21 protein-coding genes are annotated in these 21,153 nt (G+C 64.0%); 6 read left to right on the top strand and 15 right to left on the bottom strand.

Translation table 11 applies throughout. From position 1 onward, the window contains the following. The 6 genes from BMZ70_RS14000 to BMZ70_RS13975 form a co-directional block, all read right to left on the bottom strand. Positions 1-1,401 (bottom strand): efflux transporter outer membrane subunit, encoded by a 1,401-nt coding sequence (locus BMZ70_RS14000; protein WP_092275212.1) that lies wholly within the window; start codon positions 1,399-1,401, stop codon positions 1-3. Next, positions 1,398-2,096 (bottom strand): CerR family C-terminal domain-containing protein, encoded by a 699-nt coding sequence (locus BMZ70_RS13995; RefSeq protein WP_092277837.1) that lies wholly within the window; start codon positions 2,094-2,096, stop codon positions 1,398-1,400. Before BMZ70_RS13995 ends, BMZ70_RS14000 begins: the two co-directional genes overlap by 4 nt. A gap of 144 nt (positions 2,097-2,240) precedes the next feature. Next, the gene (locus tag BMZ70_RS13990) at positions 2,241-3,425 is read right to left on the bottom strand and encodes a GGDEF domain-containing protein (RefSeq protein ID WP_092275209.1); all 1,185 of its coding nucleotides are present in this window, start codon (positions 3,423-3,425) and stop codon (positions 2,241-2,243) included. A 242-nt stretch (positions 3,426-3,667) separates the two neighbouring features. Next, positions 3,668-5,023, bottom strand: a complete 1,356-nt coding sequence (locus BMZ70_RS13985; RefSeq protein WP_092275207.1) for a hybrid sensor histidine kinase/response regulator — start codon at positions 5,021-5,023, stop codon at positions 3,668-3,670. Positions 5,024-5,058: 35 nt separating this feature from the next. Further along, positions 5,059-5,838, bottom strand: a complete 780-nt coding sequence (locus tag BMZ70_RS13980; RefSeq protein WP_092277835.1) for a 2OG-Fe dioxygenase family protein — start codon at positions 5,836-5,838, stop codon at positions 5,059-5,061. Positions 5,839-5,843: 5 nt separating this feature from the next. Further along, positions 5,844-6,302 carry a MarR family winged helix-turn-helix transcriptional regulator gene (locus tag BMZ70_RS13975; RefSeq protein ID WP_092275204.1) on the bottom strand — a complete coding sequence of 153 codons (459 nt, stop codon included), beginning with the start codon at positions 6,300-6,302 and terminating at the stop codon, positions 5,844-5,846. A gap of 93 nt (positions 6,303-6,395) precedes the next feature. Here BMZ70_RS13975 and BMZ70_RS13970 point away from each other — a divergent pair, with 93 nt between their 5' ends. Together BMZ70_RS13970 and BMZ70_RS13965 are read left to right on the top strand one after the other, a co-directional pair. Further along, a complete protein-coding gene (locus tag BMZ70_RS13970) occupies positions 6,396-7,478 on the top strand; it encodes an HD-GYP domain-containing protein (protein ID WP_092275201.1) in 1,083 nt (360 codons plus the stop codon). Between the two features lie 2 nt (positions 7,479-7,480). Continuing rightward, a complete protein-coding gene (locus BMZ70_RS13965; RefSeq protein WP_092275198.1) occupies positions 7,481-9,406 on the top strand; it encodes a CHASE domain-containing protein in 1,926 nt (641 codons plus the stop codon). On the opposite strand, the gene BMZ70_RS13960 is transcribed toward BMZ70_RS13965, so the two are convergent. Next, the gene (locus BMZ70_RS13960) at positions 9,397-10,212 is read right to left on the bottom strand and encodes a sugar phosphate isomerase/epimerase family protein (RefSeq protein WP_092275195.1); all 816 of its coding nucleotides are present in this window, start codon (positions 10,210-10,212) and stop codon (positions 9,397-9,399) included. The genes BMZ70_RS13965 and BMZ70_RS13960 overlap by 10 nt on opposite strands. Continuing rightward, positions 10,212-11,051 (bottom strand): phytanoyl-CoA dioxygenase family protein, encoded by an 840-nt coding sequence (locus BMZ70_RS13955; RefSeq protein WP_092275192.1) that lies wholly within the window; start codon positions 11,049-11,051, stop codon positions 10,212-10,214. Before BMZ70_RS13955 ends, BMZ70_RS13960 begins: the two co-directional genes overlap by 1 nt. Before the next feature lie 98 nt (positions 11,052-11,149). On the opposite strand from BMZ70_RS13955, the gene BMZ70_RS13950 reads away from it, so the two are divergent. Further along, positions 11,150-12,055 carry a LysR family transcriptional regulator gene (locus BMZ70_RS13950; protein ID WP_229205403.1) on the top strand — a complete coding sequence of 302 codons (906 nt, stop codon included), beginning with the start codon at positions 11,150-11,152 and terminating at the stop codon, positions 12,053-12,055. 4 nt (positions 12,056-12,059) lie between these two features. Here the strand turns inward: BMZ70_RS13950 and BMZ70_RS13945 are convergent, their stop codons facing one another. Beyond that, entirely contained in the window at positions 12,060-12,296 is a 237-nt protein-coding gene (locus BMZ70_RS13945) for a hypothetical protein (protein WP_092275186.1), read from the bottom strand. A gap of 69 nt (positions 12,297-12,365) precedes the next feature. Between BMZ70_RS13945 and BMZ70_RS13940 the strand changes: the two genes are divergently transcribed. Then, entirely contained in the window at positions 12,366-13,742 is a 1,377-nt protein-coding gene (locus BMZ70_RS13940) for an aminotransferase-like domain-containing protein (RefSeq protein ID WP_092275183.1), read from the top strand. 14 nt (positions 13,743-13,756) lie between these two features. Here BMZ70_RS13940 and BMZ70_RS13935 read toward each other — a convergent pair whose 3' ends face one another. Continuing rightward, positions 13,757-14,788: a M29 family metallopeptidase gene (locus tag BMZ70_RS13935; protein ID WP_229205402.1), complete on the bottom strand. Its 1,032-nt coding sequence runs from the start codon at positions 14,786-14,788 to the stop codon at positions 13,757-13,759. Positions 14,789-14,894: 106 nt separating this feature from the next. Here BMZ70_RS13935 and BMZ70_RS13930 point away from each other — a divergent pair, with 106 nt between their 5' ends. Next, positions 14,895-15,347, top strand: coding sequence for a hypothetical protein (locus BMZ70_RS13930; protein ID WP_092275177.1), 453 nt, complete (start codon positions 14,895-14,897; stop codon positions 15,345-15,347). 16 nt (positions 15,348-15,363) lie between these two features. On the opposite strand, the gene BMZ70_RS13925 is transcribed toward BMZ70_RS13930, so the two are convergent. The 4 genes from BMZ70_RS13925 to BMZ70_RS13910 are packed head-to-tail and all read right to left on the bottom strand — an operon-like array spanning position 15,364 to position 18,510. Then, the gene (locus BMZ70_RS13925) at positions 15,364-15,630 is read right to left on the bottom strand and encodes a YkgJ family cysteine cluster protein (RefSeq protein ID WP_092275174.1); all 267 of its coding nucleotides are present in this window, start codon (positions 15,628-15,630) and stop codon (positions 15,364-15,366) included. After that, positions 15,630-17,114: a hypothetical protein gene (locus BMZ70_RS13920; protein WP_092275172.1), complete on the bottom strand. Its 1,485-nt coding sequence runs from the start codon at positions 17,112-17,114 to the stop codon at positions 15,630-15,632. The genes BMZ70_RS13925 and BMZ70_RS13920 overlap by 1 nt, the downstream gene beginning before the upstream one ends. Further along, positions 17,111-18,118, bottom strand: coding sequence for a hypothetical protein (locus BMZ70_RS13915; RefSeq protein WP_092275169.1), 1,008 nt, complete (start codon positions 18,116-18,118; stop codon positions 17,111-17,113). The genes BMZ70_RS13920 and BMZ70_RS13915 overlap by 4 nt, the downstream gene beginning before the upstream one ends. 2 nt (positions 18,119-18,120) lie before the next feature. Continuing rightward, a complete protein-coding gene (locus BMZ70_RS13910) occupies positions 18,121-18,510 on the bottom strand; it encodes a tellurite resistance TerB family protein (RefSeq protein ID WP_130300773.1) in 390 nt (129 codons plus the stop codon). Positions 18,511-18,723: 213 nt separating this feature from the next. Here BMZ70_RS13910 and BMZ70_RS13905 point away from each other — a divergent pair, with 213 nt between their 5' ends. After that, positions 18,724-18,999, top strand: a complete 276-nt coding sequence (locus BMZ70_RS13905; RefSeq protein WP_092275163.1) for a hypothetical protein — start codon at positions 18,724-18,726, stop codon at positions 18,997-18,999. On the opposite strand, the gene BMZ70_RS13900 is transcribed toward BMZ70_RS13905, so the two are convergent. Then, positions 19,000-21,069 carry a tetratricopeptide repeat-containing diguanylate cyclase gene (locus BMZ70_RS13900; protein WP_307183912.1) on the bottom strand — a complete coding sequence of 690 codons (2,070 nt, stop codon included), beginning with the start codon at positions 21,067-21,069 and terminating at the stop codon, positions 19,000-19,002. Positions 21,070-21,153 lie beyond the last annotated feature (84 nt).

Genomic DNA, 21,153 nt, shown 5'->3' with positions numbered 1-21,153 from the left:
TTAGTTGGCGGCGAGGGCGGGGGCGGACGGATTCCATCCGCCGCCGGCGGCGCGGTAGAGGGCTACCCACGCGGCGCTGCGTTCGCGTTGCAGGTTGATGACGGTTTGCTCGGCGGCGAGGCGCGTGCGGCGTGCGTCCTCCAGTTCGAACAGGCTGGCCATGCCGTTCTTGTAGCGGTCTTCGACGGCGCTGTAGTTGGCGCGGTAGCCTTCCAGCGCGGTTTGCGCGTCGCCGGCGCGGGCGCCGGTGGCGTCGAGGTTGACCATTGCCTGTTCCACTTCGCTGACGGCGTTGCGCACGGTGGCGCGATAGCTGCTCACGGCGGCGTCGTAGCGCGCGCTGGCCGCATCGACGTTGGCGGCGCGTCGGCCGGCGTCGAACACCGGCACGGAGACGGACAGCGGGCCGATGGTCCAGGTGTCGGTCTTGGTGTTGTCGCCGCCGGCGCGGAAGTTGGCGACGCCGACGGAGCCCGACAGCGACAGGCGCGGATAGCGCTGCGCCTGCGCGTTGCCGACATCGGCGCTGGCCGCCGCCACTTCGCGTTCAGCCGTGAACACGTCCGGCCGCTGGCTCAGGGTCTGCGCCGGCAGCTCCGCAATCGCGATCGCTGGCGCAACCGCTGGCGTGCCTGCGGCGAGTTTCTGGCGCAGCTGCGGTTCGGCGATCGCGGTCAGTGCGGACAGCACTTTCACATCGACGTCGCACGCTGCGCGCTGGGCGATGTAGCGGCTGTTGCCATCGGCGGCGCTGGCGCGCGCCAGCGACAGGCTGGCTGGCGACTGGAAGCCGGCCTTGGCGCTGAGTTCCGTCAGCTTGGCGGTATCGGCGCGCGACACCGCATCCTGCTGCGCTACCGTCAGCAACTGCTGGCACGCGCGCAAGCCGTAATACTGGTTCGCCACTTCGGCCGCGACGGAGACACGTGCATCGTGCCATCCTGCATGCGCACTTTCCAGGCGCGCCTGCGCCGCATCGCGCGCCGCGCGGTTGGCGCCGAACAAATCAATCTCCCATGACGCATTCAAGGCCGCCTGCGAGGTAGTCCCCATCGGCAGCGCCGACTGCTGGTTCGAACGGTTCACGCTGGCGGCAGCATCCACATTCGGCGCCAGCGCGGCACCTGCCGCCACGCGCTCGGAACGCGACTGCGCAATGCGCGACGCCGCCGACGCCACAGTCGGACTCACCGCCTGCGCCGACTCGATCAGTTCCACCAGCAGACCGTCGGCCTGCCCGCGCCACCATGTGGCGAGATCGGCCCGGCTGCCGTTGTGCGGCAACGGCGCCTGCCACTGCCGGGGCGCCAGCGCATCGACCTGCTTCGCCGGACCCTGCACGGCGCAACCGCCCAGCGCCACCGCGACGGCCAATGCCGTCGCGCGTAAAAAGATACTCATGCTTTCCCTTGTTGAAGTTTGGTTTTTTCCGCATTGACCAGGGCCTCGGCAAACACCGTCAGGTGCTGCGCCCACTCCGCTATCGCCTGCGGCGACGCCATCATGTGCGGCGTGATCACCGCCACGATGTCGCGCCCGATCATCATCTGCACGCACATGGCCGCAATCGCGTAGCCGAGGCGGTGCACGCTGTCATTGGGCTTCTTCAATCCCAGATGACGGCACAGCACTCCCACCAGCGCCATGTGCTCCGGCTTGATGTTGTTCTCGATCTCCTGCTGCCAGATGCCGGTGGGTTCCAGCATCTCGCGATAGAACAGGCGCAGCAGCACCTCCGCGTCCTCGCCCCCCATCAGCGGCGCGATCATCTGCTGGTAGTAGCCCTGCAGCGATTCGCGCAGCGTGAAATGCGGCTGGTCGAACATGGCGATGTTGTTTTCCGCCGGCGTGCAGATGGCGGTGAAACAGGCCTGGTACAAACCGGCCTTGTCGCCGAAGTAGTAGCTGATCGCCGCCACGTTGGCGTTGGCTGCCTGCGCGATTTCGCGGGTTGAGGTTTTCGAGAAGCCCTGTTCGCCGAACAGGCGCATGGCCGCCTGCAGCAGGCGCTCGCGCGACTGCTCACCGTCCGAGCGTGGCTTGCGGGCGTCTTCGGCTGGCGGGCTGGATTCGTGTTGGAGTGGTTTCGGATTCATGGACGGCATTACATCACACAATTCAAACAAATGATATAACTAAATCGATTGTTTAATTTATTGCGGGAAAGTCCCGCATATGGGTAGACGTGGGCCTGCTGCAAATATTGCAGCATTTGAAAAATTTTCAGCGGGGGGAGGGAATCAGGCTTGGCGAGCGACGGCGGGCGGCAGCAAATCTTCGCCGTAGACGCTGAGGCGATTGCGGCCGCGGCGTTTGGCGTGGTACAGCGCCTGGTCGGCGCGGCGCAGCGCTTCGTCCCATTGCAGGTCGTCCGCCAGGCAGGCGGCGACACCGAGGCTGACGGTCAGCGTCAGGCGCTGGCCGTCGATGACCATCGGGCTGTGTTCGATCAGCGCGCGCAGGCGCTCGCCGATCTGGCGCACCTCGCCCTCGCCGGTGATCAGCACCGCGAACTCTTCGCCGCCGATGCGGAAGCGCGCGTCGTAGCCGCGCAACGCCTGCGCCGCCACCGTGGTCACGTGGCGGATGGCGGCGTCGCCCACGGCGTGGCCGTGCTGGTCGTTGATGGGCTTGAAGTGGTCGATGTCGAAGGTGAGGAAGTGCAGCGCTTCGGCGCTGCGGCGGTGGCGCTGGAATTCGCGTTCGGCCATGTCGAGCAGGGCGCGGCGATTCAGCCAGCCGGTCAGGCTGTCGGTCAGCGAGGCGCTGCGCAGCGCCAGTTCCTGGTGGCGGATCACGATCAGCGCGCAGCACATATTGGCCAGCGACAGGAAGGCCAGCACCGCCAGCGAGCCGGCGGTCTGCCAGATCTGGTTGCCCATGAAGGTCAGCAGCGGCGGCTGGCCCAGCGCCAGGTACAGCGCGCGCACCGACAGCTGGGCCATGAAGGCCGCTTCCACCACCATCAGCGGCAGGTAGGAGCCGCGCGCGGCGTCGTCGGGCTGGCGCCGCAAGGTCCACACCACGGCGGCGTTGATGGCGGCCACGAACGGCGTCAGCAGCATCAGCCGGTGGCCGACCGCGCCGTGGGCAAATTCGGTGGCGTGCAGCAGCAGGATCACCACGGCCAGCGCGGCCAGCCAGTCGTAGCGCGGCCGCAGCCCGAGGTGGCGGCGCACGCCGGCCAGGATCAGGTAGTGGCCGCCGACATAGAACACATTGGCGATGCCCGGCGCCAGCACGAATGGCAGCTGGCTGTGCATGGCCAGCAGGGCGATGAGATTGGAGCACAGGAAGCTCAGCCCGGCGGCCGACCAGTCGAGCAGGCAGGGCGTGCGCCGGCTGGCACGATGCAGCAGGTACATCGTGACCGCCATGATGGTGCTCGCTAGCGCGGAGACGATGACCAGGGTGAAGGAATCCATGCCGGGCAGTATAGAGGTTTTGCACTGTGGCAAAGCTCACCAATTCTCACGCCCGCCTGGCGACGCCGGGCAAAAAAAAACCCGCGACCACACGGTGCGGGTTGAATTCCAATGTTCAGCGAACGGTTGGAGGAGACAGTTCCTAATATACTCCTCTTTATGTTGCGCCGCAATACCGTAGAACTACGTTGTTGATCCCTCTATAGAGGTGGATTTTTAAGCAATATTTGTTGCGATGCAAACTAAGCCTGCTTCGGCAAGGCCAGGGTGAAGGTGCTGCCGTGGCCGAAGTCGCTCTTGAAGAACAGCGAGCCGCCGATCAGGTTGGCCAGGTTCTGGCACAGGTACAGGCCCAGGCCGGCGCCTTCGGCGTGCCGGGTCGAGGTCGAGTCGAGCTGGGAAAAGGCCTGGAACAGCTTGGCCTGGTCTTCCTCGCGGATGCCGGCGCCGCTGTCGGCCACCGAGAATTCGATCACGCCCTTGCCGCTGTCGCCGCTGCGCTCGGCCAGCGTGACGCGCACGGTGCCGGTTTCGGTGAACTTGATGGCGTTGTTGCCAAGGTTGAGCAGGATCTGCGTCAGTGCGCGGCGGTCGGTTTCCAGCACGACGGCGGGCGCGGCCAGTTCCATTTCCAGCGCCAGGTTTTTTTGCAGGGCCAGCGGCCGCAGCGTGTCGACCACGTCCTTGACCAGCTCCTGGCATTGCACGGTTTCCAGTTCCAGCGTGACCTTGCCGGCCTCGATCTTGGCGACGTCGAGGATGTCGTTGATCAGCGAGAGCAGGTGGCGCGCGCTGGTGCGGATGGTGTTGAGCTGTTTGTCCTGTTCGTCGGTCAGCGGGCCGGGCAGCTTCATCAGCAGCGCGCCGGTGAAGCCGATGATGGCGTTGAGCGGGGTGCGCAGTTCATGCGACATATTGGCGATGAAGGCCGATTTCATGCGGCTGGCCTCGGCCAGTTCCAGGTTCTTCAGCGCGATTTCGCGGTTGATGGTTTCCAGTTCGCCGGCGTGGTGGGCCAGGCGCATATTCAGTTCGATCACCTGGCGCTCGCGCGCCTGCAGCTCGGCGTTGACCTGCACCGCCTGCTCGTAAGTCGAGATGAGCAGGTCGAGGATTTGCTGGCGGTCGGCGTTGATGAAGTGCTTCTGCTCGCCCAGGTAGAGCGCGATGCCGATCTCCATGTTCTGGTTCTTGCGCAGCTTCTGGTTCATCAGCATGTGGCCGATGCGGTTGAGCAGATAGTCTTCGGCGTACGGCTTGCGGATGAAGTTGTCGGCGCCGCATTCGATGCCGCGGATGATGTCCTTCGGGTCCATCAGCGAGGTCACCAGGATCACCGGGATGTCGCGCAGCTCCTCGTCGGCCTTGATGGCGCGGCACAGCGTATAGCCATCCATTTCCGGCATCACGATGTCGGACAGCACCAGGTGCGGCTTGCGCTCGCGGATCGCCTCCAGCGCCAGCTTGCCATTGGGCGCCACGCGCGCGCCATAGCGCATCGACTGGATCAGGCGGCGTAGTCGTTCAGCCTGGGTGGGGCTGTCCTCGACGATCAGGATTTCAATTTCATCAGGCTGTATTTCGTAGCTGGTGTCCACAGACCACCCTCCTGGTGCATAGTTAGCTGTACAGACTATATCGGATTCGCCCTCGCAGTGGAACCCTCGGGGGAAGTTTCCTCGCCCTGGAAGGCGCCGGCGCGCCAGGTCAATACCAGCGTGTCGCGGTGGCCATGCCCGGCCAGCGGCTGGATCGGCGTGGATTCGTGGATGACAGTCGCATCGTCCAGCAGCAGCAGGGTCCACGGCGCGGTCATGGTGAAGCGCTTGCCATTGGGGCCGTCGGCCTCGAACACCCGCGTCTCGCCGCCCTTGATGCCCTCGCGCGCCACCAGCAGCACCGCCACGAAATCGACGCCGTCGCGGTGCGCGCCTTCCGGGGTGGGGCGGCCGATGCCGTCGGTGGTGTCGATGCGGAACTGGTGCGCCTCAACGTACCACGGCGCGGCCGTGTCGCTGTGCTTGCGCGCTGCGCTGCACAGCTGGCCGATGGACGTGATCAGCGCCGCCCATCCCGGCTGGGTGACGGTGGCCGGCAGCACCGGCTCGAACAGGCGGTGCATGCCGCCGTGCAGGGCGTTGTATTCGAGCGGCTGCCAGTGGGCGCGGTGCGCGGTCTGGGTCAGCTGGCGGCCTTGCTGCACGAAGCAGGAGTGGCGGCGGCGGCGGTAGCGGCCGCCGTCCTTCAGGTAGTTGTCCAGTGCCAGCGTGTCCCAGCTCGGGATCAGGGCGTCGAGCGCGGCCAGCGGCACCTGGGCCAGCGCGGCCACATCCTGCGGCCGCAGCAGGGCGTAGCCGTGGTTGCGCAAGGCAGTGGCCGCGTCGGCCAGCGGCGTGTAGAGTGGTGTCGTCATCATGTTCAGGTGGAGGCGTTCATCAGGCTGGAACGCAGTTCGTCCAGCTGCTGCTTCATGCCGACCACCTGGTCCAGCGTGCACTGGGTCGCTTGCAGGATGGACGGCGGCAGCTTGGCCGCTTCGTGGCGCAGCGCGTCGCCGTGCGGCGTCAGCTTGATGATGACCTGGCGCTCGTCGTTGGCGGCGCGGGTGCGGGTCAGCAGTTCGGCCGCCTCCATGCGTTTCAGCAGCGGGGTCAGGGTGGCCGAGTCGAGGAACAGGCGTTCGCCCACCTCCGACACGGTCAGTTCGTTTTTTTCCCACAGCACCATCATGACCAGGTACTGGGAATAGGTGAGGCCGAGGCCGCGCAGCAGCTTGCGATACAGCTTGCTCATCGCCAGCGAGGTTGAATACAGGGCGAAGCAGAGCTGCGCATCGAGCTGCGGGACGGCGGCAGAAGGGGCGGTGTGGGTTTCCATCCACTTAGTATAGGTAGTGCGCTATATAATTGCAAGCTAACGGCGGCAAATAGTTTATGATGGCTACTAGAACACTAGGGGGAGTGGCGGCAGATGAATGTCAAAAAGGCCATCGTACTGATTGTCGATGAAGCTACGGACCAACTGATCCAGATGAACGGCATGCTGGAAGATCAGTATGAGGTCCGGCTGGCCAACAGTGGCCGCGCGGCGCTGGACATCATGCAGCACATCCCGCGCCCGCACCTGGTGGTGGCCGACGCCAACCTGCCCGGCATCGACGGCTACAGCGTCTGCCAGCAGCTCAAATCCAGTCCCGACACCGCCGCCATCCCGGTCATCATCCTGCAGCGCGAGGCCGACGAATTGCGCGCGTTCGAAGCCGGCGCCGCCGAGGTGGTGGCCAAGCCGGTGCTGGGCGCCGTGCTGCGCGCGCGCGTCGACACCCATCTGCAGCTGCGCCATTCGCGCGAACTGCTCAAGCAGCAGCGCAACCTGCTGGAAGACGTGGTGGAAGAAGTCACGGCGGAACTGAGCCAGATGCTCGACGCGATGATCTGGGCGATGGCCTCGCTGGCCGAAATGCGCGAATACGAAACCGCCAACCACCTGCGCCGGGTGCAGCACTATATGGTGGCGCTGGCGCGCCAGCTGCAAACCCACAAGCGCTTCGAGGAGGAACTGAGCGACGCCAATATCAAGGCGTTGTTCAAGGCCGCGCCGCTGCACGATATCGGCAAGGTGCAGATCCCGGACGCCATCCTGCTCAAGCCGGAACGCCTGAGCGACGAGGAGTTCGAGATCATGAAGCGGCACACGGTGCATGGCCGCGACGCCATCGTCAACGTCGAGCAGGCGCTGGGCTACACCAACACCTTCCTGCGCTATGCGCGCGAGATCACCTGGTCGCACCAGGAAAAGTACGACGGCTCCGGCTATCCGCAGGGGCTGGCGGGCGACGCCATCCCGATGTCGGCGCGCCTGATGGCGGTGGCCGATGTGTACGACGCGCTGATTTCCAAGCGCGTCTACAAGCCGGCCTTCACCCACGAAACCGCAATGGAGATGATACGGCAGGGAAGCGGCGAGCACTTCGACCCGGACGTGGTCGACGCCATGCTGACGGTGGAAGAGGAGTTCATGTCCATCGCCGAACGTTACAGCGATCCTGCCTGATCATGGTACGCGGGCGCGGTTACCTGGCTTTCTTTGTCGGGATCTGCCTGACTGCCTGGACCTGCTACTTTGTGCTGGAGGAGCAGCAGAAGCTGCAAGTGCGCGCCGGCTTCCAGCGCGACGCCGAGAAGGTGGCGCGCGACACGCAGAACCGCATGCAAATCTATTTCGACACGCTGCACGGCATGCGCGGCGTGTACGCGGTCAACGACCGCATCGACCGGCTGCACTTCCACCGTTTCGTCACCGAGCTGAAAATCGACCGGCGCTATCCCGGTTTCCAGGCCTTGCAATTCGTGCGGCCGGTGCCGGAGGCCGAGCTGCCGGCGTTTGTGGAGCGCGTCAAGCGCGACACCAGCGTGGATGCCGGCGGCTATCCGAATTTCCATCTGCATCCGGCCAGCGTGCGCCCGCTGCACTACATCATCGAATACACCGAACCGCTGAAGGGCAACGAGAACGCCTTCGGGCTGGATTTGTCGGCCCTGCCGCAGCACCTGCGCGCGCTGGAGCTGGGGCGCGACAGCGGCGAGATTGTCGCCACCGAGCGCATCACGCTGGTGCAGGACGCCAGCGGCGAACCGGGTTTCGTGGCGCGCGCGCCGGTGTACCGCAAGGATCTGCCGCTCGGCACCACGGCGCAGCGGCGCGAAGCGCTGGTGGGTTTTGTGGCCATCGTGTTCCGCATGAATACCCTGATGCGCGAGATCGTCGATCCTTCGCTGCTGGAACACATGCACGTGCGCATCGAGGACGCCGGCCTGCAGACCGGCCAGCCGCCGGCGCCCGACGTCGATACGCTGCTGTATGACAGCGATGGGCGGGCCGAGTCCAACCAGGAGCGGGCCGACCTGGTGCCGGGCCTGAGCACCAGCACCGTGCTGCCGGTCGGCCAGCGCAACTGGATCATCAAGTTTGAAGGCCGCGCCGGCTCGCGCTACGGCCGCTCGCAGCTGCCGGTGGTGTTGATCGCGATCGTCGGCGTGGTGATCAGCGCGTTGATCGCGGCGCTGCTGGTGGTCAACCGGCGCGAGTCGGTGGCGCGGCATGGGCTGGAATTCAGCCTGAAAGAGCTGGAGCGCCAGAAGAGCAATGTGGAAGAGGCGCGCAACGATTTGTCGCGCGTGGTGGCCACGCTCAAGCAGGCGCAAACCAATCTGCAAACCTCGGAGAAGATGGCGTCGCTAGGCGCCTTGGTGGCCGGCGTGGCGCACGAGTTGAATACGCCGATCGGCAACAGCCTGCTGACCGCCAGCGCGCTGGGCGACATGGTGCGCGATTTCGAGCGGCGCTTGAAAGAGGACGGCGGCTTGAAGCGCTCGGCGCTGGAGTCTCATCTGAACGATGCGCGCAAGGCGTGCGACATCATGAGCAGTTCATTGACGCGCGCGGCCGACCTGATCACCTCCTTCAAGCAGGTGGCGGTGGACCAGGCCAGCGGTCACCGGCGCCGCTTCCGCCTGGATGAAGTGATGCACGATACGCTGGCCACCTATGCGGCACAGCTGCGGCGCGCCAGCTGCGTGGTCACGGTGGACGTGCCGGCCGACCTGGTGTTCGACTCCTATCCGGGCAGCTTGAGCCAGGTGCTGAGCAACTTGATCGGCAACGCGCTGCTGCACGGCTTCGATGGGCGCGAGAGCGGCACGCTGGAGATCAGCGCGCGCCGCGAAGGCGCGGATCTGGTGATGCTGCAACTGAAGGACAATGGCGTCGGCATGACCGACGTGGTGCTCCACAAGATCTTCGATCCCTTCTTCACCACCAAGATGGGGCAGGGCGGTTCAGGGCTGGGGATGAATATCGTTTATAACATTGTCACCAGCGTATTGAAGGGCACCATCCGCGTCGAGTCGGTGCCGACGCAAGGCACCAGCGTGACGCTGGTACTGCCGCTCTGGCTGGACGAGGAGCTGCTTCAGGCGTAGCGCTGGCGCAGCAGGGCCAGCATGGCCACGTTCAGCTCCCACGCATTCGACACTTCCTTCTGCGTGTAAGGCAGGGTTTGCGTGTACGGCACCGGGCCGAATTCCGGCGTCAGCGTCATGCGCTCCGCACCGGCCTCACGGCGCAGGCGGATCACTTCATCCCACCACGACAGATGCGCTTCCAGTGCGGCCTGCGATTCCGGCGCGCGGAAGTCGGCCACCTGCGGGCCTTGGGCGTGGCCGACGCGGGCGTGGATGTGGCGCACCTGCGGCAGGGTCCTGGCCAGCGTTTCCGGCTGGTCTTCCAGCAGCGTCTCGCACGCGCAGCACCAGTGCGACAGGTCGGCGGTCAGGTGCAGGTTGGGCATCTGCTGCAGGTAGGGGAGCAGCAGCATCGGGTGGCCGCTGAAGCGGCTGCGGTGGATCTCGTGATAAATCGGCACGCCGTGCTGGCGCGAGATATCGTCGGCCAGGTCCAGCAGTTCGCGGTTTTGTTCTGGCGTGAAGAAGTCCTTGCCGGTCTGCGAATTGATGTGCAGCGGCCTGGCGGCGCAGGCGTTGTGCAGCAGTTCGGCCAGCGCCGCCTTGTGCGGCGCGAAGTCCTTGTGGAACACGGTCTCCCACTGGCCGACGATCAGCGCCAGGCCGGCGTCGGCGATGCGGCGGGTCCAGTCGTCGCGCTGCGCGGCGTCCAGCGGCAGCGACATCTCGATGCCGTCGAAACCGGCCGCCTTGGCGCGGTCGATGAAGACTTGCGGCTCCAGTTCGTGGTGGCCCCAGTGGGCGGCGAAGATCTGGATCTGCATTACAGGAAGCCTCGCGCCGGCAGTTGGTCGTCGCGCTGGATCCAGTTCTGCGGCGAGTATTGGGTGGCGCCGTCGGTCACGTGCAGCGTGTAGGCGTGGCGCGACACCGGCGAACGGTTCGGCGCGCTGTAGTGCGGCAGCAGGCCGTGGAAGCATACCAGGCTGCCGGCCTTGCATTCGAGCGGCACGGCGGTGCTGTTGTCGGGCCACGGCAGGTCGCTCAGTTTTTCCATGCGCACGTCGTCGCCGTTGCGCAGGAAGCGCTCGCGCATCGGGCCGCGATGGCCGCCCGGTTCGGCCCACATGCAGCCGTTGTCCAGCGTGGCGTCTTCCAGCGCGAACCAGAAGGTGGTGACGCTGACCGGATCGGTGTCGAAGTAGGTGGCGTCCTGGTGCCAGCGCACTTCGCCGCCGATGCCGGGCTGCTTGAAGATGTACATCGATTGCCAGACCTTCGGATCGGACAGGCCGATTTCGCGCGCCAGCTGTTCGAGGCGGGCGTCGGCGGTGAAGGCGCGGAAGGCAGGGTCGAGATCGTGCATGGCGTGGCCGATCTTGTTGATCGACAGTTCCTTGGCCTGTTTCAGCTGGCCGTCCGGGCCGAAGGCTTCTTCCTCGAAGAAGCAGCGGATGGTGTTGTCGGAGCCGAGGAAGTAATCGTCGGTGGTCTTTTCCTGCTCGATGGTGCTGAAGATGCCGGACTGGTTGGCAGGATCGAAATCGTTGACAATCTGCGCAGCGCGGGCACGCAGGGCGGCGATTTCTTCCGGGCTCTTGAAGCCGGGGATGACGATGAAACCATCGCGTCGATATTGTTGTTTTTGTGCCTCTGTCAGCATTGCCAGCTCCCGTGGGAAAGATACGATGAAGGCATTTTACAGTGGCTCGTTGCGGCATTGGGTTGACACATTGTCGCCAATATGGAGACAATTGCTGCATGGATCAGTTACGGGCGATGGAGATATTTGTCGAAGTGGCAAGGCTGCGCAGCTTTAGCGAGGCCGGGCGCCGCCTTGGGCTGACGCGGGCGATGGTGAGCAAGCACATCCTGCAACTGGAACACAAACTGCAAGCGCGCCTGCTGCACCGCTCCACGCGCGAAGTGAGCCTGACCGACGTTGGCCAGGCCTATCTGGCGCCGTGCATGGCGACCGTGGCGCAGGCGCAGGAAGCGGCGCGGGTGGTTGCGCAAGCCGGCGACGATCTGGCGGGGCCGCTGCGGATCCAGGCGCCGTCCAGCTTCGGCAGCGAATGGCTGGCGGATGCGGTGGCGCGCTTTGCGCTGCTGCACCCGCAGCTGGAACCGATGCTGTATGTGGACGATGCGCTGCTCGATCCGATCGAGCACGGTTTCGATTTGACGATACGGGTCGGCGGCATCCCGGACGTGCATGCGCTGGCGATGCGGCCGTTGGCGCCATGCCGCGCCGTGCTGTGCGCATCGCCGGAATACCTGGCGCGGCATGGCGTACCGTCCACGCCACAGGATTTGCAGCAGCACCGCTGCCTGCACTTCAGCCACCTGACCGACGGCACCCAATGGCACTTCACGCGCGGCGAGGAGCAAGTGTCGGTGCGCGTGCCCGCCGCCTTCACCGCCAACAATGGGCTGGTGCTGCAGCAGGCAGCGCAGCGCGGCCTGGGCATCGTCTACAACACCACCTTTCTCGCATGGCGCAGCCTGAAAGAGGGCACGCTGGTGCCGGTCCTGAGCGACTGGGAACTGCCGCTCAACCACCTGAGCGCACTGTATCCCGCCAGCCGCCAGCCATCGCCCAAGGTCCGCGCCCTGATCGACTTCCTCGTCGCCGAATACCAGCCCGTCCCGCCGTGGGACCGCTAGCTGTTTATGGGAAGGTCAAGTCCATACCGAGTAGTTTGATCAGGTCGAAGGTGAGCCACCCGAGTGTCAGCAGCGATATCAGGAACACTGCGGCCACCTTGACGGTCGCACGCAGCACCGCGCGCGCTTCTTCCTGCTTGCCCTTCTTCCCTTGGTCGTAGTGCCACTTGATGGCGTAGAACATGCCGATGCCGAGCACGATAAATTTGAACGTCACGAAGACGATGGGGATCCAGTCCATGATTTTGCTTATTCCAGGTTATTTACTGATGCATACTACCGAAAAGCAATATCCATACATTGAGACAAAATGTCCCAGTTAAAAACCATACAAGGTGGCGATGCGCCGATCTGGCTGCCGCGCCTCGCCACGCGCGGCGGACCACGCTTCTTGCAGATCGCGGATGCCCTGCAAACGGCGGTGGGCGACGGCTCGTTGAAGCCGGGCGACCGCCTGCCTCCGCAGCGCCAGCTGGCCGCGCAGTTGGACGTCGACCTGACGACAATAACACGCGCCTACGACGAAGCCCGGCGCCGCAACTTGCTGGAAGGGCGCGGCGCGCGCGGCACCTATGTCGCAGCGCCGAAAGTCGAGTTGAACGCCATCCTCGACCTGAGCATGAACACGCCGCCACCGCCGGACGGCGTGGACTTTGACGACCTGCTAAAACAGGGCTTGTCGCAAGTGCTGATGCGGGCCGACGCTGAATTGTTGATGACTTACCACTTGGCCGGCGGCAGCGATTCCGACCGCCAGGCTGGCGCCCAATGGCTGGCGCCGATGTTCGCCCCTCTGGATGCGCAACAGCTGCTTGTCTGTCCAGGCGCGCAAGCGGCAATCGCCGCCTTGCTACTGGCGCTGTCGGAGCCGGGCGATGTGATTCTCGCAGAGCCGGCCAGCTATCCCGGCCTGCGCGCCGCAGCGATCCAGTTCGGCCGCCGCCTCGTTGCGGTGGAAGCGGACCAGCACGGGATGCTGCCCGCGCGGCTGGAGCAAGCCTGCCGCCAGCACAAGCCTGCGCTGGTCTACCTCAATCCAACCTTGCAGAACCCGACCGCCGTCACCATGCCGCAACGCCGGCGCAGGGAAATCGCCAGCATCGCCAGGCGCTGCAAAGTCCGCATCATCGAGGACGATCCCTACTGGCTGCTGGCCGATGCGCCGCCACCACCGATTGCCACCTTGGCGCCGGAACAGGTGGTCTACATCTCAACCCTGTCGAAATGCCTGACGCCCGGTTTGCGCGTCGCCTTCGTGCTGCTGCGCGACCCGCTGGAACGCGAACGCTTCCTGACCGCGCTCAGGTCATTCGCCCTGATGCCCGCGCCGCTGACGACCGCACTGGCCACCCAGTGGATCGTCGACGGTTCGGCAGGCAGATTAATGGAAGGCATACGCAAGGAAGCGCGCCTGCGCCACCGGATGGCGCGCGATATCCTGGCAGGCCGTTACAGCGGCACCGGAGATGGCCTGCACGTATGGCTGGAATTGCCGGCCTATTGGAACTCATCGGAGCTGGCGCGCGCCGCCGCAGGGGAGGGCATCGCCGTCACGCCGGCAGAGGCATTCGCCACCGGCAGCGCATTCGCGAATGCAATTCGGATCTCCTTGGGCAGCATCAAGGACCGTGGCCCCTTGCAGGCCGGCCTGCAACGGCTATCGCACCTGCTGGCGCGGCGGCCCTAGTCGTTCAGCGCTGATCAGGCGATTTGCCAGGCGCCGCCCTGATAGACGCGCTGGTCGTCGAGGTAGACGCCTTCGGTAACGGCGAACACGTCGATGTGGAAGCGGGCGTCTTTGCGTTTGAGCTGCGGCTTGGTGTAGACGCCGTGCTTGGCGCCCAGCGACAGGTGAATGCCGCACATGCGTTCGTAGGTGCCGATGTCGTCCACCATGCAGTCGCGCGAGAACGCGCGGTTCATGCCGAAGCCCAGTTCGCGCAGCCACACTTCGCCTTCATGCTCGCGGATGATGGACAGCATGTTGTCGAATTCCGGCGTGCTGTTTTCAGCGCCGACCACGCGGCCTTTTTCAACGATGATGGTGATCGGCGTCTGCGGCCGGTTGACCAAAAACTTGGTGTCGCCGAATACGAAGATGCGCGCGCGCCCACTCACCGCTTCCAGGTCCTGCGCTTCGGTGAACACTTCACCCAGCGGGAACTGGCCGCCGACGTTGGTCATGCCGCTGTAGTCGCCGATATTCAGCTTGGCCGATTCAAACGGCGAGGCAAACACCAGTCGCGCGCCGTCGCCGCTATCGACCACGCCCTGTTGCGCGCTGTCGATGCGCGCTTTCAACGCGTGGCCCACGCCACGGTAGTATGACGGATCGTAGGCCAGCGCATCGATGTAGTGCAAGCCTTGCTCGCCGGGCATGCGCGACAGGTGCACGTGCTCGATCACCTTCAGCCCGCGCTTGAACAATTCGATGCGGATGCGATAGGCGTCCATGCGGAAGCTGCTCGACTGCACCAGCACCACCAGATCGCCAGCCTGCATGCGTTCAAAAATAGCAAGGATCGCGGCCGGCTCCACGCTGTCGAAATCGATGAACTGTGCGTCCGGCACCACGCGGCGATAAGCCTCGGTCAGCACGCGATTGAGCTCGGTGCGGGTGTCGTAGACGATCAGCGCGGCGTGCGGCGCGCGGTGTTCGATGGCGTGGGTCAGGGTGTCGCGCAGATTGCGTTCAGCGGTATCGGTGGCGGATGGGGGCAGAGAAGACGTCATAGCCCGCATTATAAGGTACGCTTTCTCCTTGTATTGCCGGAGGGAGCGATATAGAATTAAAAAATAGCCTACCAGCAACTTCATGGCAATAACAACAGGAAGCAAGATGACCGTACTCATGGGACAGGATTTGCCGCTGGAGCGACCGGACAAAACCGGGCGCGCAGCGTTGTTTGTGCCGACCGCGGCAATCAAGACCGATGTGCTGGAAGCCGTGCGTATGGGCGCGGCGATTGTCGGCTATGGCAACCATGACAGAACGCTAACCATCTACTACGAGAGCAACCGTTTCAACGAGACCAACCTGGCCAAATGGGAACAAAAGGCGCGCAAGGCGTTTGAACGGCTGGCGGAAAACATGCCGACCGTGTCCAAGATGGTCAGCAAGGCCGAGAACTTCGAGCAGGTCGGCTACATCAGCAACAAGGGCATCCTGATCCGCCGCATGGAAAAGCTGATGAACTGGCTGGAAAAATCCGACGCCCTCGACAGCGCCCCCCAATCCGAAACCATCGATTTCGCCCCGCCACCCCCGCCAAAGAAAATCGTCGCCGAATAAGCTGGTAAGCGCGCGCTTATTTTTGCTGCTCCCACTGTGCCAGTTGGCTGCAGGCGGCGACGTTCAATTCGCAGAATTGTTGCCAGCTCATCTGCGATTGATAATGCAGCGTAAATTGCACATCGACCCGGCAGATCGCCGGCCGGCTGTCATAGATCCGACAAAGCTTGCTGGTGTCGTCATAGTGCATGCAACAGCCATCGCCGCGATCCAGGGTTCTGGTCTGCTCTGCCAGGTGAACGTTGCGGCAGCAGGCGCCGCATTTCGTGCATGGAAAATCCATTACAGGACAAACACCTGATCGTCATCCAGCATCATCGCGTCAAACTCCTTCTGGCTCTTGAAGGGGAGGGTGCTGCCAAACTCCTCGTTGACCTGCTGGAGGCTGGCGAGGAAGTTGTCGCCGTTCCAGGCGATCATCGCGCTTTCCAGCTGGTCGAAGGCGCCGGTCAGTTTCTTGCGCCGTTTGGCGAAGTGCGCCTCGATGAGCTGATCGAGTTCGATGCGGTGGGCCCGCATCAAGGGGATGGCGGTCATGCAGATCGCTTCCACCCGTTCCCTGCGCTCGCGCGCAATTTTCACCGTCGCGGTTTCCCCAAGGCTGATCAGGCCTGACTGATGCAGCATATTGCCGACAAAATAGCCGACGGTGGAGCCGACGAAGGCGCCCAGCACCGGCACCGGGATCAGCGCCTGGCCCAGTGCGCCATAGTAGAACGCCGACGCGCCGGTCATGGCGGTATGGCTGACTTCAGACATCAGTTCGGTCTCGTCAATCTCGCCATGCAAGTAGCGCACCAGCGATTTCCCGCTTTGCACGATGCCTGCGGCCAGGGCCACATGGGCGTTCGACTGGGCGAAACGGGCGCTGACCGTTTCGCCCAACGCCGCGCCGCCCATTTTTGCAAAGCCTGCCCGCACCGCGTGGGTGGACGCCTTGCTGATGGCGCCCGAGGCGTAGCTGATGGCATAACCCTTCGCAGCATCGACCGTTACCTGCGCCACGATTTCGCCGGCATCGGCCTCGCCGCGCGCCAGCCGGATCAGGCCGCTCACGCCGCTCACGCCACCGGCGATGGCGCCGCCGATACGGGCGGCTTCCAGGCCGGACTGATGCGCTTCGGACAGCATGGCTTTGCGGCCAAAGCTGCCCGCCATTTTTTCGGCGCCTTTGGCTGTGGTGGCCTCTAGTGCCTCGTCGTAGGTGGTGCCACCCGAACTGACGTTTTCTGCGGCGACGCCTTTGCGCAGGCGCTTGCTGGCGCTGCTGTAATCGTCCGCTTTCAGCGTGCCGGTTTTAATGCGCTGCTGGTACAGGCGCTGGATTTCAGCCTCCTGGTCGGATGGCCCGACCAGCCCGACATTTTTATACTTGGGGTCGGACAGCATGAACGCGGACCTGCTGGCGTTGCCGCCCGATTTGAGCTGGAACTGCTTGAGCTGCCGCTTGCCTCTGCTGATGATGACGTCGCTCGTCTCATGATTGGTCATGCCCAGGCTGTCCGTGGTGGCGGCTTTCAGCGCGCTGTTTTTTCGCAACGCGTCCAGATTGAACTTCACCACTTCCAGCTGTTCCAATTGAAAGCCTTGCCCCAGCTCAGCGGCCATGTTGGCGCGCTGGGCCGCAATCTCGATGAGCACATCGGCATCCCTGATGACGCCCAGCGTGCGCTCGGTGATGTGCTGTGTGCGCGCATCCGCGCACAGCGTGGCGGCATGGACTTCCAGGATATGCGGCCCTTTGCGGTCGGCGGCTCGCTTGCTCACGCCTGCTCCAGTTCTGCGAGATGCAGCTTGGCGGCAGCGATGACCTTGCGCGACTCGGCGGTCAATGCGCCATCCTTGTCGATGACGGGGGCTTCCATCACATTCTTGATGGTTTTCGCCAGCGCCGCTGCCATCATCACGCCGGTCTTGTCGGCGCGCGAATAGCGTTTGTAGTTCTTGCCGGCAGCCACGCGCTGCTGCAAGCCTTCCAGCATGGGCGCGAATTCCTTGTTCAGCTTCTTGAGCACGGATGCAATTTCAGCGAAGCGTTTCTGGATCGCGCCGGTCGCCACGGTGGCGGTCTGCATTTCCTCCGCCGCCATGCGCGCCTTGTTCAGGTTGGACGAGGCGTTGTGCCGTGCTTCTTCGGCTTTTGACGCCAGCATCATGCCGCCCACGGCCAGCACCGGACCCGCCACGATGCCGCCCAGGACGGCCGCACCGCCGGCCATGCCGAAGCCGCCAGCGCTCAGGGCGCCGCCGCCGAGCCAGGCCAGCGTGGCGTTGGTTGCGGCAGCGCCCCCCAGGCTGCCGATGGCGGTGCCGCCCGCAGTCGTGGCCAGCGTGCCAACCCCGCCATAGGCGGCCAGTCCGGCCAGGCCGCCGGCGCCGAGCGCGGTCACGCCGCCGGTAACGACTTGCTGCATGCCCACTGCCGAGCGTTCGATGGCGCGCAAATCGCTGCCGCTCACCCCTGCCAGCTTGAATTCTTCCTTCAGCTTTTCATCCTGGAAGTCGATGTCTTTGATCTGGGAGAAGGCTTCAACGAACGGAATCAGCTTGGATTCGTAGATCGAGAACTTGAGTTTCCCCAGTTGCATCAGTGCGTTCTGCGCCTGCTCGCGCGCGGCGTCCAAGCCATCGCTTGCTTCGCGGTAGACGCTTCTGGCCTGGGAGTTGAGTGAATCGGCCTTGCTGAAATCGCTCTTTGCATCGATGCCTTTTTTGACGCCGTAGCCGCCGGCCAGGATCGCAGCGCCTGCTAACAGAAGAGGTAAAGGCATGATCAGTCTTCCATGAAGTGTTCGGCTTCGCGCACGAGGGCGAACTGGCGGCGTACCCAGCTCTCCATTTCTACCAGCTCGGTTTGGGAAATCTGCAAGGCGTTGCCGATGGCGCTGATGAAGTCTTGTTCGTTGACGTGGTACTCGTTGTCAATCAATGCCATACCCAGCAGTTCCAGCAGCATGGCGATCCGCGCCGCCCGCGTTGGAAAGACGGTCGGCAACTCGCTTAATTCCACCTTGGCCGGCGTCACGCTGGACCGCATTTGCTGGCGCAGCGTATCGAGCAGGGCAGTCTCCTGGGGCGTGACTTTTCCGTCGGCATTCATCAATGTGGTGGTGAGCGAGAGTACAACTCCCTGCTGTGCTTCGGTAAGCTTGTCGAGAAACATGTTGGGATATCCGGCGAAGTAGTGGTTAGGATTGCTTGTGATACTTGGTATCAGTGCAAGCATTTTACTACTAGGAAATATTTTAAAACTCACGAAATATTTCGAAATTGAAACTTTTTAGCAGGCGCCATGTTGCAATCGCTTGGCGTGCGCCGCGTATGCCGGGCTGCGTTGTATGCTGCTGGCAAGAACCCATTCTTACAGGAGACTGTCATGCGTTATCTGGTAACGATGTTGGCCGCGCTGGCGCTGCTGGGCGGCTGTCAGAAGAAGGATGATCCGAGCGAGGCCGGGCCGGCTGAGCGCGCGGGCCGCAAGCTGGATCAAGCCACCGAGCAGGCCGGAAAAAAGCTGGATAATTCGGTACAGCGCGCCAGCGACAAACTCAACGAAGCCAGCAAGGAAGCCGGGCGCAAGCTGGAGGAGGCCGGCCAGAAGATCGAGTCCGCCGCCGAAGAGCGCGAAGCGAAGAGCGATTCGAAAAAATAATCAGTGCTTTTGCGCCGCCTGCTTGATCGAGACCACGTTGGTGTGCTCGGTCGGCGTCGGCGGATGGGCGCCCGGATCGCCGCCCAGCACCACGCTCAAATCCACGAAACCGGCGCGCCAGGCGCGTTCCAGATCCTGCTCGATGGCTTCCATTGAGGTCAGGTGGAAGTTCTCGAAGCCGCGCACGCCATAGGCGCGGTTGCGGCCGTGCGCCTTGGCCAGGTACAGCGCCATATCCACCAGGTTCACCGCGCGCTCCCACGGCAGCGGCACGCCGCCCGGCACCAGCGGGAAGGGCGAGAAGCCCACCGATACATTCACCGAGATCTCGTGCTCCTGGTATTTCAGGGATTGCGACGAGATGCCCAGCAAAATCCGGCGCGCGACTTCGTCCACCCCGTGGCGCGGGATCGCCGGCAGGAAGGCGAGGAATTCTTCGCCGCCCCAGCGCACGATCATGTCGGTCTCGCGCAGCGCGATGCGCAGGTTCTCTGCGATCATCTTCAGCACCGCGTCGCCGGCCGCGTGGCCGTAGTCGTCATTGATATGCTTGAAGTGGTCGACGTCCAGCAGGAACAGCGCGCCCACGATGTCGTCGTTGCGTTCCTTGGCATTCAGACTGCGCATGAATTCCTGGAAGTGGCGGCGGTTGTACAGCGAGGTCAGTGGATCGAGCGTGGACTGCGCCTTCAGTTCGAGGTTCTTCACCTCCAGCTGCGCATTGGTGTGCCGCACCTTGCGGTACAACAGCCCGACCACCGCAGCGGCCAGCGCGAACACCAGTGCCAGCAGCCACCACACGCGCTGCTGCAGGCGGCGGTTGTCGATCTCGGCGCCCTTGACCTGATTTTCGCGGCTCAGGAGTTCGATCTGGCGCTGCTTCTTCTCGGTCTCGTATTTTTCCTGCAGCTCCAGCATGGCTTGCTGGCGGCGCTTTTCAAACAGCTCGTTGGAGATGGCGCGTTCGCGGTGATAGGCCGATACCGCGCCGGCCAGGTCGCCCGCCCGCTCCAGCGCTTCGCCATATTCGCGCAGGGCCGCTTGCAGGTCCGGCTTGTTGTTCTCCTGCTCGTAGCGCGTCATGCCGGCTTCGTACTGCTTCTTGCCTTCGGCCAGGCGCCCCATGCCGATGTAGGCCTGGCCCAGGTTGAGGCGCGCGGTCGCTTCGGTGGACATGTCCTTGGTCTCCTGCGCGGAACGCAGCGACTCCTGCGCATACTGGGCCGCGCGCGCGTAGTCGTGTTCTTTCAGGTAGCTGTCCGACAGGTTGACCAGCGTGATGCCGACCATGCGCTCGGCACCCAGCTTGCGTTCGATGTCCAGGCTTTGCAGCAGCGCGCGCAAGGCGCGCTTCGGTTGGCCCGATTCGATCGCCAGCGCGTACTCGGTATTCTTCGCCATCGACATGCGGCCCGGCGACTTGAGTTTCTCGGTTTCGGCCAGCAGTTCGTCCAGCGTTTCGGAGGCGTTCTCGTACTCCTTCATCTGCACGTGCAGCTTGGCCAGCGCGTTCAGCGCCGCCACCAGGCTGAGAGCATCGCCGGCTGGCGGCCGCGCGATATCCACCGCATGCTGCAGCTTGACCAGCGCGGCCGGGAAATTGCCCTGTTCCGCGTAGCTTTGCCCGGCCGTGACGGTGGCCTGCACCTTGAGCGCGTTGTCATTCGCGGTGAGCGCCAGCTTTTCGGCATCGAAGGCGTAGCGGTGCGCGCCCTCAAGATCGGCTTGCGCCGACAGCACGTAAGCCTTGGCCAGCATGCCCTTGGCGATGATGGCGTTGTCGTGCAGTGATTTGCCGAAGGCGATGACTTGTTCGGCCGACTCCATCGCCACGTCGTTCTGGCCGAGGCGCATGCGTGCGGCGCTCAATTGGCTGAGGAATTCGGCGCGGGTGCTGGAAGGGGCGGCGGCCAGTTCGGGCTGGAGTTTCAGCAGGTGGGCCAGCGCCTTGTCGGGCACGAAGCGGCTTTGTTCGCGGATCTCGAGGATGCGTTCATCGAGCGTGGCCTGGGCATGTGCCAGGACCGGCGCCAAGGCGGGAGCCAGCGCCAACGCAACGGCGACAACCAAGGCGCGCCGTTTCGTTTGCCACCATCCGTCATTTCTCGAACCTGCCAACTTGACGCCCCCGCGAGTGCACCGCAATGTCTAGAC

Origin of the sequence: Duganella sp. CF402 (genome assembly GCF_900109645.1) — a bacterium.
Lineage (GTDB): Bacteria > Pseudomonadota > Gammaproteobacteria > Burkholderiales > Burkholderiaceae_D > Rugamonas.
This window is presented reverse-complemented; position numbering and strand designations above follow the sequence as displayed.

Excerpts from the sequence above, each read along its gene's own strand:
- BMZ70_RS13955 (WP_092275192.1), bottom strand. The coding sequence starts at position 11,051 with ATGCTGACAGAGGCACAAAAACAACAATATCGACGCGATGGTTTCATC.
- BMZ70_RS13950 (WP_229205403.1), top strand. The coding sequence starts at position 11,150 with ATGGATCAGTTACGGGCGATGGAGATATTTGTCGAAGTGGCAAGGCTG.
- BMZ70_RS13945 (WP_092275186.1), bottom strand. The coding sequence starts at position 12,296 with ATGGACTGGATCCCCATCGTCTTCGTGACGTTCAAATTTATCGTGCTC.
- BMZ70_RS13980 (WP_092277835.1), bottom strand. The coding sequence starts at position 5,838 with ATGACGACACCACTCTACACGCCGCTGGCCGACGCGGCCACTGCCTTG.
- BMZ70_RS13960 (WP_092275195.1), bottom strand. The coding sequence starts at position 10,212 with ATGCAGATCCAGATCTTCGCCGCCCACTGGGGCCACCACGAACTGGAG.
- BMZ70_RS13915 (WP_092275169.1), bottom strand. The coding sequence starts at position 18,118 with ATGCCTTTACCTCTTCTGTTAGCAGGCGCTGCGATCCTGGCCGGCGGC.
- BMZ70_RS13965 (WP_092275198.1), top strand. The coding sequence starts at position 7,481 with ATGGTACGCGGGCGCGGTTACCTGGCTTTCTTTGTCGGGATCTGCCTG.
- BMZ70_RS13930 (WP_092275177.1), top strand. The coding sequence starts at position 14,895 with ATGACCGTACTCATGGGACAGGATTTGCCGCTGGAGCGACCGGACAAA.
- BMZ70_RS13910 (WP_130300773.1), bottom strand. The coding sequence starts at position 18,510 with ATGTTTCTCGACAAGCTTACCGAAGCACAGCAGGGAGTTGTACTCTCG.
- BMZ70_RS13905 (WP_092275163.1), top strand. The coding sequence starts at position 18,724 with ATGCGTTATCTGGTAACGATGTTGGCCGCGCTGGCGCTGCTGGGCGGC.
- BMZ70_RS13995 (WP_092277837.1), bottom strand. The coding sequence starts at position 2,096 with ATGAATCCGAAACCACTCCAACACGAATCCAGCCCGCCAGCCGAAGAC.
- BMZ70_RS13970 (WP_092275201.1), top strand. The coding sequence starts at position 6,396 with ATGAATGTCAAAAAGGCCATCGTACTGATTGTCGATGAAGCTACGGAC.
- BMZ70_RS13940 (WP_092275183.1), top strand. The coding sequence starts at position 12,366 with ATGTCCCAGTTAAAAACCATACAAGGTGGCGATGCGCCGATCTGGCTG.
- BMZ70_RS13925 (WP_092275174.1), bottom strand. The coding sequence starts at position 15,630 with ATGGATTTTCCATGCACGAAATGCGGCGCCTGCTGCCGCAACGTTCAC.
- BMZ70_RS13975 (WP_092275204.1), bottom strand. The coding sequence starts at position 6,302 with ATGGAAACCCACACCGCCCCTTCTGCCGCCGTCCCGCAGCTCGATGCG.
- BMZ70_RS13935 (WP_229205402.1), bottom strand. The coding sequence starts at position 14,788 with ATGACGTCTTCTCTGCCCCCATCCGCCACCGATACCGCTGAACGCAAT.
- BMZ70_RS13990 (WP_092275209.1), bottom strand. The coding sequence starts at position 3,425 with ATGGATTCCTTCACCCTGGTCATCGTCTCCGCGCTAGCGAGCACCATC.
- BMZ70_RS14000 (WP_092275212.1), bottom strand. The coding sequence starts at position 1,401 with ATGAGTATCTTTTTACGCGCGACGGCATTGGCCGTCGCGGTGGCGCTG.